Source organism: Paucibacter sp. M5-1, from assembly GCF_027498415.2.
Lineage (GTDB): Bacteria > Pseudomonadota > Gammaproteobacteria > Burkholderiales > Burkholderiaceae_C > Roseateles_E.
This window is the reverse complement of the sequence record NZ_JAPZLM020000001.1, coordinates 508,639-523,091: the sequence shown is the minus strand read 5'-3', so window position 1 is coordinate 523,091 and position 14,453 is coordinate 508,639. Positions and strand designations below refer to the sequence as shown.

11 protein-coding genes are annotated in these 14,453 nt (G+C 67.2%); 5 read left to right on the top strand and 6 right to left on the bottom strand.

What is annotated here, in order from left to right; all coding sequences use genetic code 11:
* Positions 1 to 231: 231 nt before the first annotated feature.
* The 6 genes from asd to O5M90_RS02345 form a co-directional block, all read right to left on the bottom strand.
* Positions 232 to 1,362 (bottom strand): aspartate-semialdehyde dehydrogenase, encoded by a 1,131-nt coding sequence (gene asd / locus O5M90_RS02370; RefSeq protein WP_262972947.1) that lies wholly within the window; start codon positions 1,360 to 1,362, stop codon positions 232 to 234.
* An 86-nt stretch (positions 1,363 to 1,448) separates the two neighbouring features.
* Complete coding sequence (gene leuB, locus O5M90_RS02365) at positions 1,449 to 2,540, bottom strand: 3-isopropylmalate dehydrogenase (protein ID WP_269841579.1); 1,092 nt, start codon at positions 2,538 to 2,540, stop codon at positions 1,449 to 1,451.
* A gap of 2 nt (positions 2,541 to 2,542) precedes the next feature.
* The gene (gene leuD / locus O5M90_RS02360; protein ID WP_137940571.1) at positions 2,543 to 3,193 is read right to left on the bottom strand and encodes a 3-isopropylmalate dehydratase small subunit; all 651 of its coding nucleotides are present in this window, start codon (positions 3,191 to 3,193) and stop codon (positions 2,543 to 2,545) included.
* A complete protein-coding gene (leuC, locus tag O5M90_RS02355) occupies positions 3,193 to 4,611 on the bottom strand; it encodes a 3-isopropylmalate dehydratase large subunit (RefSeq protein WP_269841580.1) in 1,419 nt (472 codons plus the stop codon). The genes leuD and leuC overlap by 1 nt, the downstream gene beginning before the upstream one ends.
* Positions 4,608 to 5,519: a LysR family transcriptional regulator gene (locus O5M90_RS02350; protein ID WP_137940573.1), complete on the bottom strand. Its 912-nt coding sequence runs from the start codon at positions 5,517 to 5,519 to the stop codon at positions 4,608 to 4,610. Before O5M90_RS02350 ends, leuC begins: the two co-directional genes overlap by 4 nt.
* 17 nt (positions 5,520 to 5,536) lie before the next feature.
* The gene (locus O5M90_RS02345; RefSeq protein ID WP_262972950.1) at positions 5,537 to 6,547 is read right to left on the bottom strand and encodes a Bug family tripartite tricarboxylate transporter substrate binding protein; all 1,011 of its coding nucleotides are present in this window, start codon (positions 6,545 to 6,547) and stop codon (positions 5,537 to 5,539) included.
* Between the two features lie 281 nt (positions 6,548 to 6,828).
* Between O5M90_RS02345 and O5M90_RS02340 the strand changes: the two genes are divergently transcribed.
* The 5 genes from O5M90_RS02340 (at position 6,829) to O5M90_RS02320 (ending at position 14,433) form a co-directional block, all read left to right on the top strand.
* Complete coding sequence (locus O5M90_RS02340) at positions 6,829 to 7,347, top strand: molybdopterin-dependent oxidoreductase (protein ID WP_137940575.1); 519 nt, start codon at positions 6,829 to 6,831, stop codon at positions 7,345 to 7,347.
* Positions 7,348 to 7,365: 18 nt separating this feature from the next.
* Positions 7,366 to 9,984 (top strand): response regulator, encoded by a 2,619-nt coding sequence (locus O5M90_RS02335; RefSeq protein WP_269841581.1) that lies wholly within the window; start codon positions 7,366 to 7,368, stop codon positions 9,982 to 9,984.
* Positions 9,984 to 11,108, top strand: coding sequence for a response regulator (locus O5M90_RS02330; protein WP_269841582.1), 1,125 nt, complete (start codon positions 9,984 to 9,986; stop codon positions 11,106 to 11,108). Before O5M90_RS02335 ends, O5M90_RS02330 begins: the two co-directional genes overlap by 1 nt.
* Positions 11,105 to 12,025, top strand: a complete 921-nt coding sequence (locus O5M90_RS02325) for a response regulator (protein WP_269841583.1) — start codon at positions 11,105 to 11,107, stop codon at positions 12,023 to 12,025. The genes O5M90_RS02330 and O5M90_RS02325 overlap by 4 nt, the downstream gene beginning before the upstream one ends.
* Positions 12,026 to 12,129: 104 nt before the next feature.
* Positions 12,130 to 14,433 carry a TIGR03790 family protein gene (locus O5M90_RS02320; RefSeq protein ID WP_440401796.1) on the top strand — a complete coding sequence of 768 codons (2,304 nt, stop codon included), beginning with the start codon at positions 12,130 to 12,132 and terminating at the stop codon, positions 14,431 to 14,433.
* Positions 14,434 to 14,453 lie beyond the last annotated feature (20 nt).

Sequence of the window (14,453 nt, the reverse complement as noted above, 5' to 3'; positions counted from 1 at the left end):
AGGCGGACACCGTCAGGTACCCGCCTGTTTCGACGATCTTTGTTCTCTTCTCAACAGCGCTAGGCGATGCTGTCCTCATGGCTCTTGCGATCCGAAATCACAACAGCATCAAGCATATACGCTGCAACCCTCATGCAAAGGCTGAATACGCCCCAGGACACCTACCTGATTCACCGCCCGTTACAGGCTTGTCGTTTGCCGGCAACGGGCGGGGCTCGAAAACTGGGGAAATTACCGAGCCAGCAGGATGCGCAACATGCGGCGCAGCGGCTCGGCCGCGCCCCACAGCAGCTGGTCGCCGATCGTGAAGGCGCCGACATACTCCGGGCCCATCGCCAGCTTGCGGATGCGGCCGACGGGGATGGTCATCGTGCCGGTCACCGCCACCGGGGTCAGGTCTTGAATCGTCGCCTCGCGGGTATTGGGCACGACCTTCACCCACTCGTTGTCGGCGGCGATCATCGCCTCGATGTCGGCCAGCGGCACGTCCTTCTTCAGCTTGAAAGTCAGGGCCTGGCTGTGGCAGCGCATCGCGCCGACGCGCACGCAGAAGCCGTCGACCGGAATCGGCGCCGAGCCGAAGCCCTCGCCCAGGCCGAGGATCTTGTTGGTCTCGGCCATGCCCTTCCACTCTTCCTTGGACTGGCCGTTGCCGAGGTCGCGGTCGATCCAGGGGATCAGCGACCCCCCCAGCGGCACGCCGAAGTTGGCGGTTTCGGCCGCGCTCATGCCGCGCTGCGTGGCGATGACCTGGCGGTCGATCTCGAGAATGGCGCTCTTCGGGTCGTCCAGCAGCGAGCGCACCGAGGCGTTCAGCGTGCCGTACTGCGTCAGCAGCTCGCGCATATGCTGGGCGCCACCACCGGAGGCCGCCTGGTAGGTCTGGGTGCTCATCCACTCGACCAGACCGGCCTTGTATAGCGCGCCCACGCCCATCAGCATGCAGGAGACGGTGCAGTTGCCGCCAACCCAGTTCTTGCCGCCCTTGCTCAGCGCGTCCTTGATGACGGGCATGTTCACCGGGTCCAGCACGATGACAGCATCGCCGTTCATGCGCAGCGAGGACGCAGCGTCGATCCAGTGGCCATTCCAGCCGGCCGCGCGCAGCTTCGGGAACACCTCGTTGGTGTAGTCGCCGCCCTGGGCGGTGATGATGATCTCGCAGCGCTTGAGCTGCTCGATATCGAAGGCGTTTTGCAGCTTGGTTTCGTTCTTCGCCTGCGCCGGGGCAGCGCCGCCGGCGTTCGAGGTGCTGAAGAACAGCGGTTCGATCAGATCGAAATCGCGCTCGGCCGCCATGCGGTCCATCAGCACGGAGCCGACCATGCCGCGCCAGCCTACCAGTCCTACCAATGTCGTCATCTTGAAATCCTCTTGATCACAAACCCCAGTCTCTGTGCCCCGGCTCGCTTCGCCGGGGTTTGTGGGGGCGAGACGATCCGAGAGCTTCAGCTCTTGATGGTTTTGGTGGTGGTAATCGCGGCAACGACCGCATCACCCATCTCGCGCGTGCTCACCTTCTGGGTGCCCTCGCTCCAAATGTCCGCAGTGCGCAGACCTTGGGACAACACAGCGCCCACCGCCGCTTCGATACGAGCGGCAGCTTCGGGCTGGTTGAGGGTGAACTTGAGCATCATGGCAGCGGAGAGGATTGTAGCCAGAGGATTGGCGATTCCCTTGCCCGCGATGTCCGGTGCGCTGCCATGGCTGGGTTCGTACAGGCCTTTGTTGTGCTTGTCCAACGAGGCCGAGGGCAGCATGCCGATCGAGCCGGTCAGCATCGCGGCCTCGTCCGACAGGATGTCGCCGAACATATTGCCGGTGACGACCACGTCGAACTTCTTCGGCGCCTTGACCAGCTGCATCGCCGCGTTGTCCACATACATATGGTCCAGCTCGACATCCGGATACTCGGCGCTGACCTCGATCATCACGTCCTTCCAGAACTGGAAGGTCTCCAGCACATTGGCCTTGTCCACCGAGGTGACGCGCTTGCTGCGCTTGCGCGCCGCCTGGAAGGCCACATGGGCGATGCGCTCGATCTCGGGGCGCGAGTACCGCATCGTGTCGAAGGCCTCCTCGGAACCCGGGAAATGGCCGTCGACGGCGGTGCGGCGGCCGCGCGGCTGGCCGAAATAGATGTCACCGGTCAGCTCGCGGATGATCAGGATGTCCAGGCCGGCGACCAGCTCGGGCTTCAGGCTCGATGCATGGGTCAGCTGCTCGTAGCAGATGGCCGGGCGGAAATTGGCGAACAGGCCCAGATGCTTGCGCAGGCCCAGGATGGCCTGCTCGGGACGCAGCGGGCGGTCCAGCTTGTCGTACTTCCAGTCGCCGACCGCGCCGAACAGGATGGCGTCGGCGTCCTTCGCCAGCTGCAAGGTCGATTCGGGCAGCGGGTGGCCGGCGGCCTCGTAGGCGGCGCCGCCCACCGGGGCGCTTTCCAGCGTCAGCGGCAGGTCCAGCACCTTCAGGACCTTGACGGCCTCGGCGACGATTTCGGTCCCGATGCCATCACCGGGTAGCACTGCAATTTTCATGGTCATCCGATCAGACGGTTGTTGAGCCAGGGCTTGCTGGCGATGCGTTCGGCCTCGAAGGCCTTGATCTTGTCGGCATGGCGCAGGGTCAGGCCGATGTCATCGAAACCGTTGAGCAGGCAAAACTTGCGGAAGGGCTGGACTTCGAACGCGAGCTCCGTGCCGTCGGCCTTGATCACAAGCTGGCGCGCCAGATCGATGGTCAGCTGATAGCCCGGGAAGGCAAACACCTCGTCGAACAGCTGGGCCACCTGGGCCTCGGGCAGCACGATGGGCAGCACGCCGTTCTTGAAGCAGTTGTTGAAGAAGATGTCGGCAAAGCTGGGCGCGATCAGCGCGCGAAAGCCGTACTGCTCCAGCGCCCAGGGCGCGTGCTCGCGGCTGGAGCCGCAGCCGAAATTGCTGCGCGCGATCAGCACCGAGGCGCCCTGATAGCGCGGCTGGTTCAGCACGAAATCGGGGTTGGGCTTGCGGCTGGCCGGATCCTGGCCGGGCTCGCCCGCATCCAGATAGCGCCATTCATCGAACAGATTCGGGCCGAAGCCGCTGCGCTTGATCGATTTCAGGAACTGCTTGGGGATGATCGCGTCGGTGTCGACATTGTCGCGATCCATCGGGGCGACGAGGCCCTTGTGAACGGTGAACTTTTCCATCACGAAATCCTTCGAACATCAACGAAATGGCCTTGCATCGCGGCCGCAGCGGCCATCGCCGGGCTGACCAGATGGGTGCGGCCGCCAGCGCCCTGGCGCCCCTCGAAATTGCGATTGCTGGTCGAGGCGCAGCGCTCGCCCGGCTCCAGCCGGTCGGCATTCATCGCCAGGCACATCGAGCAACCCGGCTCGCGCCACTCGAAACCGGCCGCCTTGAAGACCTGGTCCAGGCCTTCGCGCTCGGCCTGCTCCTTCACCAGGCCCGAGCCCGGCACCACCATGGCCAGCTTCACATTGGCGGCGATCTTGCCACCGACCCGGCGCACGACGGCCGCAGCCTCGCGCATGTCCTCAATGCGGCTGTTGGTGCAGGAGCCGATGAAGACCTTGTCGATCAGGATGTCGTTGATGGCCTTGTTCGGTTCCAGATTCATGTACTGCAGCGCCCGCTCGATCGCGCCGCGCTTCACGGCGTCCTTCTCCTTGTCCGGGTCGGGCACGCGGTCCTCGATCGACAAGACCATCTCGGGGCTGGTGCCCCAGGTGACCTGCGGGCGGATCTGGGCGGCGTCGAGCTCGACCACCTTGTCGAAGCTCGCGCCCGGGTCCGAGTGCAGGGTACGCCAGTAGGTCACCGCCTGCTCCCATTCGACACCGCTGGGCGAGAAGGGTCGGCCCTTGCAGTAGTTGATCGTGGTCTCGTCCACGGCAATCAGGCCGGCGCGCGCGCCCGCCTCGATGGCCATATTGCAGACCGTCATCCGCCCTTCCATGCTCAGCGCACGGATTGCCGAGCCGCCGAACTCGATCGTGTAGCCGGTGCCGCCGGCCGTGCCTATCTTGCCGATGATGGCCAGCACGATGTCCTTGGCGCCGACGCCTTTCGGTGTCTGACCCTCGACCTTGATCAGCAGGTTCTTGGCCTTCTTGGCCAGCAGGGTCTGGGTGGCCAGCACATGCTCGACCTCGGAGGTGCCGATGCCGTGGGCCAGCGCGCCGAAAGCGCCGTGGGTCGAGGTGTGGCTGTCGCCGCAGACCACGGTCATGCCCGGCAGGGTGGCGCCCTGCTCCGGGCCGATCACATGGACGATGCCCTGGCGCTTGTCGCTCATCTTGAACTGGGTGATGCCGAAGCGATCGCAGTTCTGGTCCAGGGTGTCGACCTGCAGCTTGGAGATCGGGTCGGCGATGCCCTGGCTGCGGTCGGTGGTCGGCACATTGTGGTCGCTGACCGCCAGATTGGCCGACAGGCGCCAGATCTTGCGCCCCGCCAGATCCAGGCCTTCGAAGGCCTGTGGGCTGGTCACCTCATGGACCAGATGGCGGTCGATATAGAGGGTGGCCGTGCCGTCCTCCTCGGTGTGGACGACATGCTCGTCCCAGAGCTTGTCGTAAAGCGTGCGAGCTGCAGTGGTCATGGCTGGCTTTCTACGGGGATGTTGGGGAGGGGACAGAGGGCATCGACAAAGCGTTGCACCACGGTGGGCAGGCGCTCCTGACGCTGCACACCCAGACAATAGTCGCGCGCGGCCCAGGCTTCATCGAGCCGGAGATGACTGACCGCGAAGACACGCGAGAAGCGTTCGGCCGGCACCGAGGGCAGCACCGCCACGCCCAGGCCGGCCTCGACCAGCTGGGCAATCGCATCGAAGCCGCGCACCTGCAGGCGTGCGTTCAGCGTACGGCCGCGCGACAGCGCCTGCTCGCGCATCAGCTGCTGGGCGCTGGCGCCGGCATGCAGGCCGATCAGGTCGTAGTCGAGCAGGTCGGAGAAGCTGACCGAGGGCTGCCGCGCCAGCCCATGGTCCCTGGGCACCAGCACGGCCAGCCGGCTCTGGGCATAGACCCAGGCCTGGACCCGGTTGTCCAGCAGCGGCGGCGTGAACACGCCGATATCGGCGCGGCCCTCGGCCACCGCCGCCTGCACCTCGGCGCTGGTCTGGTCTTCCAGGCTGATGCGGATCTGCGGATGGGCCTGGCTGAAAGCGGCCAGATCGGCCGGCAGGCATTCGGCGATGGCGCCGCTGTTGGCGGCGATGCGCAGATGGCCCTTGATGCCGCGCGCGAACTCGACCACCTCGCTCTCCAGCGCATGCAGCGAGGCATGCAGCGAGCGGATATGGCGGACCAGCGCGCGGCAGGCCTCGGTCGGCTCGACGCCGCGGGCGCGGCGCTCGAACAGCTGCACGCCCAGCCGCGCCTCCAGGTCGGAGACGCGCTTGCTGGCCGCCGCCAGCGCCAGGTGCTCGCGCGCCGCCCCGGCGGTGATCGAGCGGGTCTGCTCGATCGCCAGCACGAGGTTCAGCGTGGTCAGGTCCAGGCGCATGGCGGCGGCGGCTTTTATTACTCGGCGTTGATGCCGGCTGCCTGCACGGCCTTGGCCCACTTCAGCGTTTCCTTGGCCGCGAACAGGCCCAGCTCGGGCGGCGTGCTGGGCGTCAACTCGAAGCCCGAAAGCGCCAGCTTGGCCTGCACGCTCTTGTCGGTCAGCGCCGAGCGCACCCACTGGTTCATCTTCGCGAGCACCGGCTCGGGCGTGCCGGCCGGCGCATACATCGCGAACCAGGCGGTCATCTCGAAGCCCGGCACGACGCTCTTGGTCATCGTCGGCACGCCCGGCAGCATCGGATGCTCCTTGCCCGAGGTGACCGCCAGTGCACGCAGCTTGCCGGCCTTGACCTGGGGCACGCCCGAGGCCAGATCGCCGAACACCAGCTGTATCGTGCCGCCCATCGTGTCCGTCATCGCCGGCTGCACGCCCTTGTAGGGAATATGGGCCATCACCAGCTTGTTGGCATGCACCAGCGCATGGCCGGGGATCAGGCTGCCGCTGGAGCCCGAGCCCCAGGCCAGCTTGTCCGGATTGGCCTTCACATAGGCGACGAACTTCTCGGCCGTGTCGGCCGGCACCGTCGGGTTGACCAGCATGATGAAGGGGATCTCGGCCAGGCGGCTGACCGGCGTGAAGTCCTTGATCGGGTCATAGGGCAGCTTGCGGTACAGCGAGGCATTGGCCGCATGCGTGGTGCTGGTGGCGATCAGGAAGTTGTAGCCGTCGGGGGCGGCCTTGGCGGCCGCGCCGGTGCCCAGCGTACCGTTGGCCCCGGGCTTGTTGTCGACAACGACCGCCTGACCGGCGGCCTTGCCCACATGCTCGGCCAGCACCCGGGCCAGCTGATCGGTGGCGCTGCCGGCCGGGAAGGGCACGATCCAGTTCAGGCCGCGCTGCGGATAGCCGGCCGGCAGCTCGCTCTTGGGTGCGGCCAGCAGCGTCGTGCTCGCCGCCATCAAGCCCAGGCAGACGGCGAGGCGCCGACGGGCGGCGGACGGGCTGGAAATCTTCGACACAGGCATGGCAGTCTCCGCTTTGGTATAGGGCATCGACCCGTCGCCGGGCCGGCAGCTCGCACGATAGCCTTCGCAGCTCCGCTTGATCTACTCAAGCTGCCAATTAAGACTTCGCGCCAAGCGAAGTCTCGCAGATTACCGGCTCCTGCGGCAATGCCCGGATTTGGCCGCCCCGCAGCGGCTTGTTCGAGTCGCCAGCGGCAGCGAGCCGTGCCATGATCACTGCAAATTGCTGCGCCGCACACCGGCCGGCCACGAGTCAGAGGCTCGCACTCGGGGAGTATCGAATGAACGAGAGTTTGCTGCGTCGGCGCCTGCTGGCCGTTGGCCTGGGCTTGCTGGCCCCCTGGATGCCGGCCCGGGCGCTGGACAAGCCGCAAGGCCGGGTCGTGCTGACGCTGGGCGGCCGGCTCGGCGCCAGCAACCAGGGCGATGGCAAGGCCGGCTTCGATATGAAGATGCTGGAGCAGCTGCCGCAGAAAAGCTTCACGACCCAGACGCCCTGGTATCCGGCGCCGATCAGCTTCACCGGCCCGCTGCTGCGCGATGTACTGGCCGCCGCCGGCGCCAAGCCGGGCGGCAAGATCGTGCTGACCGCGCTGAACGGCTACAAGGCCGAGATGCCCTTCGATGACGCGCTGCGCTTCGATGTCATCGTCGCGCGGCTGATGAACGAGCGGCCGATGCCGGTGCGCGAGAAAGGGCCGCTGTTTGTGGTCTACCCCTTCGACAGCCGGCCCGAGCTGAAGGCCGACCTCTATTACGGACGCTCGATCTGGCAGCTGCGCTCGCTGGACATCCAGTAAGACCGGAGGCCGCTCCCCATGATCATCTCCGGCAAGCGGCTGCTGAGCCTGATCGTTGTGGCGCTGGTGATGGCCTATCTGGCCATTGCCGCCCTGCTCTACCAGCAGCACCGCAGCATGAGCGAGGCCACGCAGCGCGGCGATATCAATGCGCTGTGGTACTTCCTGCAGCTCAATGTCGAGTACGAGCGCTTCGACCATGCGCTGCATCAGCAGCTGCTGCAGCCCCGGCAGCTCGATATGGACGAGCTGCAGCTGCGCTACGACCTGTTCCTGAGCCGCTTCAGCACCATAGAGAGCGGCACGGCGCGCAGCCTGATGGGTGACGCGCCGCTGTATGCCGAGGCGATGCAGAAGATGCAGCACTTCGTCGAGGCCGGCGACCGGCTGATGGGCCTGGCGGCCGATACGCGCCAGGCGAGCGTGCATCTGCAGCGTCTGCGCGAGGAGCTGCAGGCGCTGAGCACGCCGCTGACCGATCTGTCGCTGGCGGCCTCGCGCCTGTCCGGCGAGGTCAGCGACCAGCGCCACGCCAGCCTCGGCCACCAGGCCCGGCTGACCAGCGCGCTGACCGCTTTTCAGGCCTTGCTGACCTTCTGCCTGGCGCTGGCGATGAGCCGCCAGTTCCTCAAGCGCGAGAAGGCCAGCGCGCTGGCGGTCGCGGCCAAGACCGAGCTGGTCGAGACCTTGAAGCGCAATGAGGAGCTGCTGGCCGAGCGCATCGCCCAGCGCACCGCCGAGCTGCGCGAGGCCAATGAGGCGCTGCGGGCCCAGGGCGAGGAACTCGAGCATGCGCGTGAGCGCGCTGAAGGAGCCTCGCAGCTGAAGTCAGACTTTCTGGCCAATATGAGCCACGAGATCCGCACGCCGATGAATGCGGTGATCGGCATGAGCCATCTGGCGCTGGGCACCGAGCTGAACCCCAGGCAGCGCGGCTATATCGAGAACATCCAGCGCAGCGGCCGCCATCTGCTGGGCCTGATCAACGACATCCTGGACTTCAGCAAGATCGAGGCCGGCAAGCTGGAGGTCGAGATCATCGACTTCGAGCTGCAGCGCGTGCTCGACGATATGCAGCTCTTGCTGGAAGAGAAATGCGCGGCCAAGGGCCTGACGCTGGCCATCGAGCGTTCGCCGGGCCTGCCCGACTGGCTGCGCGGCGACCCGCTGCGCATCGGCCAGATCCTGATCAACTATGCCAACAATGCCGTCAAGTTCACCGAGCACGGCGGGGTGCGCGTGCGGGTCAGCGAGCGTGCGCGCGAGGGTGATCGCCTGCTGCTGCGCTTCGAGGTGCAGGACAGCGGCATCGGGCTGACGGCCGAGCAGCAGGCCCGGCTGTTCCGCTCCTTCGAGCAGGCCGACAGCTCGACCACCCGCAAATACGGCGGCACCGGGCTGGGGCTGGCGATCAGCAAGAGCCTGGCCGAGCTGATGGGCGGCGCGGTGGGCGTGAGCAGCGAGCCCGGCCACGGCAGCTGCTTCTGGGCCGAGCTGTGGCTGCAGATCGGCCAGGCCGGCGACGCCCAGGGGCGGCGTGCCGGCCCGCTGCCGTCGGAGCTGTCGGCACTGCGCGGCGCCCGTGTGCTGCTGGTCGACGACAACGATCTGAACCGCGAGATGGCGGCCGAGCTGCTGGAGGGTCAGGGCCTGATCGTGGTGCTGGCCGAGGACGGCCAGCAGGCGCTGGACCGGCTGGATCAGGCCCGGTTCGACATCGTCTTGATGGACATGCAGATGCCGGTGCTGGACGGGCTGGAAGCGACCCGCCGCATCCGCGCGCGGCCCGAGTGGGCGGGCCTGCCGGTGCTGGCGATGACGGCCAATGCGATGCGCAGCGACCGCGAGCGCTGCCTGGCCGCAGGCATGAACGACCATATCGCCAAGCCGATAGAGCCCGACGAGCTGTTCGCCCAGCTGCTGCACTGGCTGCCGGCGCGGGCGGGCGACGCGCCTGCGGCGCCTGCCGAGGCGGCCGACGTGAGCTCCACCGACGCGGCGGCCAGCGTCGCGCGGCCGGAAGTGCTGGCCGGGTCGCTATCCGAGGCACTGACCGCCGTGCCGGGGCTGGACGCTGCGGCGGGCCTGCGTCGGGTGCTTGGCCAGCCCGAGGCCTATCTGAAGCTGCTGCGCCGCTTCGTCGCGGGCCAGGCCGACGCGGTGGCGCGCGCCCGCGCCGAACTGGCCGCCGCGCGGCCGGCCGAGGCGCAGCGAGCCTTGCACACGCTCAAGGGCACGGCCGCGACGATTGGCGCGGCCGATCTGGCGGCGCAGGCCGGGGTGGCCGAGCTGGCGCTGGAGCAGGGGCGTGTGCCGGCGCTCGACTCTGTCGAGCAGGCCTGTGCGGCCTTGGTCCTGGCCTTGCAAGCCGCCTTGCCGGCGGACGAGCCGGCCGCGAGCGCCAGCGCCATCGACTGGGCCGGCCTGCGGCCGCAGCTGGCGCGGCTGGAATCGCTGCTGGCCGATGATGATGCCGAGGCCGTCGCGCTGTTCCAGCAGCTGCGGCCGCAGCTGGCCGCCGCGCTCGGTGCGGCGCTGGCGCCGCTGGAACAGGCCCTGGGCGCCTACGATCTGGCCCAGGGCTTGAGCGCCCTGCGCGCCGCGAATCCCTTGTTGATCGAGCCGGAGCAAACGTGATGAGCGACCCGCTGGCCCTGGCGGCCGATACGCATCTGGTGCTGGTGGTGGACGACACGCCGAGCGATCTGGAACTGATCAGCACGGTGCTGCGCGGCGAATGCCGCCTGAAGCTTGCCGCCAGCGGCGAGCGGGCGCTGCAGATCGCGGCCGGCAGCCCGGCGCCCGATCTGATCCTGCTGGACATCATGATGCCCGGCCTCAATGGCTACGAGGTGCTGCGCCGGCTGCGCGCCGCGCCCGCCACCCGGGCCATTCCGGTGATCTTCCTGACCGCGATGAGCGCGGCCGAGAACGAGCGCGAGGGGCTGGAGCTGGGCGCGGTGGACTACATCACCAAGCCGGTGAACCCGGACATCGCGCGGGCCCGGGTGCGCAACCATCTGCAGCTGAAGCTGGCGCGCGACCTGCTGGAGCGCCACAACCACCATCTGGAGGCTCTGGTGGCCCAGCGCACCCGCGAGGTCGAGGCGCTGCAGGACGTGACGATACGGGCGATGGCCTCGCTGGCCGAGACGCGCGACAACGAGACCGGCAACCACATCCGCCGCACCCAGCACTATGTGCAGTGTCTGGCCCAGGCACTGCGGCCGCATCCGCGCTTTGCCGACAGCCTGGACGACACCGCGCTGGCCCTGCTGTTCAAGTCGGCGCCGCTGCACGATATCGGCAAGGTCGGCATTCCCGACCGCATCCTGCTCAAGCCCGGCCCGCTGACCAGCGAGGAGTTCGAGCTGATGAAGACCCACACCACGCTGGGCCGCGATGCCATCCTGCGGGCCGAGCAGGAGCTGGGCATGGACAACGCCTTTCTGCGCTACGCCAAGGAGATCGCCTACAGCCACCAGGAAAAATGGGATGGCAGCGGTTATCCGCTGGGTCTGAAGGGCGAGCAGATCCCGCTGTCGGCCCGGCTGATGGCGCTGGCCGATGTCTACGACGCGCTGATCTCCAAGCGTGTCTACAAGCCGGCCTTTCCGCACGAGATGGCCTGCAACATCATCCGGCAAGGCCTGGGCAGCCATTTCGACCCCGACATCGTCGCGGCCTTCGAGCTCGTCAGCGCGGAGTTTCAGACCATCGCGACGCGCTTTGCCGATGAAGAGGGAGAACAGCCGGCATGAATAACAACAAGACCCATGTGCTGGTCGCCGATGCGAACGCGGCGATCCGCCGCCATCTGGCGAACCAGCTCAGCGAGGCCGGCTTCGGCACGGTGCTGGAGGCCTCGGACGGCGCCAAGGCCTTGCAGCAGCTGCGCGCCGGTGCGCCGGTGCAGCTGTTGCTGACCGAGCTGGAGCTGCCCGGTATGGACGGGCTGAGCCTGCTGCAGGCGCTGCGCGCCGACGCCGGGCTGAGCAGCCTGCCGGTGCTGCTGATGTCCAGCGGCCTGGACAAGGCCCTGGCCGAGCAGGTGATACGGCTGGGTGTGGCCGATCTGCTGATCAAGCCCTTCACTAGCAAGCGTCTGCTGGAGCGGGTCGAGCGCGCGCTGCTGCGCCAGGCCCGGCCACCGGCAGCCAGCGCCCAGCCCATCCTGCCACCCACGCCGCCCGCGGCCAGCGAGCGCGCCACCATCCTGGTGGTCGACGACACGCCGGACAATCTGCAGCTGGTGGCCGGCCTGTTCCAGGACCGCTTCAAGGTCAAGCTGGCCACCCATGGCGAGAAGGCCATCGCGATCTGCCAGTCCGATGCGCCGCCCGACCTGGTGCTGCTGGATGTGATGATGCCGGGCATGGACGGCTTCGAGGTCGCCTCGCGGCTGCGCCAGCACCCCGGCTCCTCGCTGACGCCCATCATCTTCATCACCGCGCTGACCGATGAAACAGCGCGCAAGCGCGGCCTGAGCCTGGGCGCGATCGACTATGTGTTCAAACCGATAGACCCCGAGCTGCTGCAGCTGCGCGTGGCCAATCTGATGCATTTCGCGATGCACCAGAAGCAGCTGCAGACCGACTTCGACCGCATGACCGAGATCGCGCTGCTGCGCGCCGAGATCGAGCGCCTGGGCGGGCAGCTGCCGACAGGGCTGGGCTGACCCGGCTAGCTCCTTCGGCCCATCGGCGCCGCGCCGGCCACGGAGCGGCACGTCATCTCCCGCCGCTAAGCTGAATCGCTTCGACCACCCTCTGCCGAAGCGCCATGTCCAAGTCTCTCGTCTGTGCGGCCCTGCTGCTAGCCTCCTTGCTGCCTGTCCGGGCCGCAGCTGATTGCAAGGCGCTGGACAACTCGCCAACCGTGCGGATTGGTACCTATGAATCCGGCGTCGACAACCGCGAGGTCGAGGGCAAGTGCACCATCGACGACCTGCTGGACGACGAACGCCCCTGGGGCGGCCAGAGGGAATTCCTAGACCATGCCGGCAAGGTCTTCAACGACCTGCTGAAGGATGGCCTGATCAGCCTGGATGAGCGCGACCGGCTGATGGCCGCGGCCCGCTCATCTGGCATCGGCAGCCAGCTGACGGTCAAGCTGATCGCCTTCAACGATCTCCACGGCGCGATCAAATCCGCTGAAGGTGCGGCCGGCAACCCCGGTGTGGCCCGTCTTGCGAACCGCATCCAGGCCTTGAAGGCCGCCAATCCCTTGCATGCGGTCGTCTCCGCAGGCGATATGGTCGGCGCCAGCCCGCTGAGCTCGGCCCTGTTCAAGGACGAACCGACCATCGAGGCGATGAACCGCATCGGCATCGATTTTGCCGCCACCGGCGTTCACGAGTTCGGCGAAGGCCGCGACGAACTGCTGCGTCTGCAGCATGGTGGTAATCACGCAAGCAGCAGCTTTTCCGGCCAGGGGCTCGCAGCGGACCGGCGTCAGGACAGCCAGTTCTCCGGCGCCGCCTTCCAGTTTCTGGCCGCCAATGTCATTGACACCGCCAGCCTTCAAGCTCTGCTGCCAGCGGTGGGCTACAAGGATTTCCTGGGTCACAGAATCGCTTTCGTCGGCATTGCCCGCCGCAGCACACCGGCCCATGTCCCGGGTGCTGGCGTGGCCGGCCTGGAGTTCCGGGACGAGGCCGAGACAGTCAACGCCCTGGTGCCCGGCATACTGGCCCAGGGGGTCAAGAGCATCGTGGTGCTGGTGCACGAGGGCGGGCTGACGGCCGGGGGGACCAGCAATGGCTGCAGCGGCCTGTCGGGTCCCATCGTGGACCTCGTCGGTCGGCTGGACCCGGAAATTGATCTGATCGTGTCCGGCGGCAGTCATCTGGCCTACAACTGCAGCGTCAACAACCGGGCCGGCATCCCGGTGCCCGTCACATCTGCCGGTCATCACGCCAGCCATCTGTCCGACATCGAACTGACTCTGGATACCAGTAGCGGCAATGTGGTGGCGGCATCTGCAACCAACTACCCGATCGGGCAGGATGAACCGGAAGCCGCCGAGATCCAGGCCATCGTCTCCCACTATGCAGCGCTGGCCTCGGCCACCCCGGCCGTGGGGCGCATCACGGCCGAAGCGCTGGGCCTGGTGATCAATCTCAACGATCCCTATTCGGTCGCCGTCGGGGAGTACTACGCAAGGCGCAGAGGCATACCCGAGAGCCATATCGTCCGCGTCAGCCTGCCGACCACGGCATCGATCAGCAGGAACAGTTTCGAAGCCCTGGCCGCCGAGCTGCGGAACCGCCTGCCAGAGACGGTCCAAGGCCTGGCGCTGGCCTGGGTCAAGCCCTATGCGGTCGAATGCAACTCGATCACCTCGGCCCTGACCATGGGCTTTCAGCCCGAGATCTGCAGCAGCCCCAACGTCTGCACGCCCAGCAAGGCATCGCCTTTTTTCCGCTACATCGGCGCGCGGCCGTTCACCGACATGGGCCTGCGGCCCAGTATGCTGATCGCGGCACGCAGCATCGACAGCGCCAAGGCGCTGATCGAGCGCGGCATCAGTGCCGACCAGAGCATGCCGGCCGACCACCGATCATCGGCCAAGGCCTACTTCATCAAGACCTGGGATGGCTTTCGCAGTGTGCGCCATGGCGATTTCCCGGCGGCCGGCCCCATCGGTCCCTGGGGCCTGACGGTGCAGCGCGAAAGCCTGGGCAGCGGCTACACCCAGGCGCCGATTTCCGAGGTGCTGATCTACCAGACCGGGCTGACCCGCGTGGACGGCTTGAACCAGGTGCAGTGGCGTCCCGGCGCCTTGGCCGACCACCTGACGTCGTTCGGCGGCCGGCTCGATGCAGCACCGGGCAGCGCCCAGATGAGCGTGCTCGACTGGATCGAGTCCGGCGCCACCGCCAGCTACGGCACGGTCACCGAACCCTGCAACTACAACACCAAATTCCCCCACCCTCGCCTGCTGACGAAAAGCTATCTGCAGGGCGCCACGGCGCTGGAGGCCTATTGGAGGAGTGTCGAGTGGCCCGGCCAGGGGGTCTTTGTTGGCGAACCTTTGGCCGCGCCTTTCGCCCCTTTGCTGGAGTTGCCGCCGGGCCGGCCCTGAGCCCGGAACGGCATGGCGAT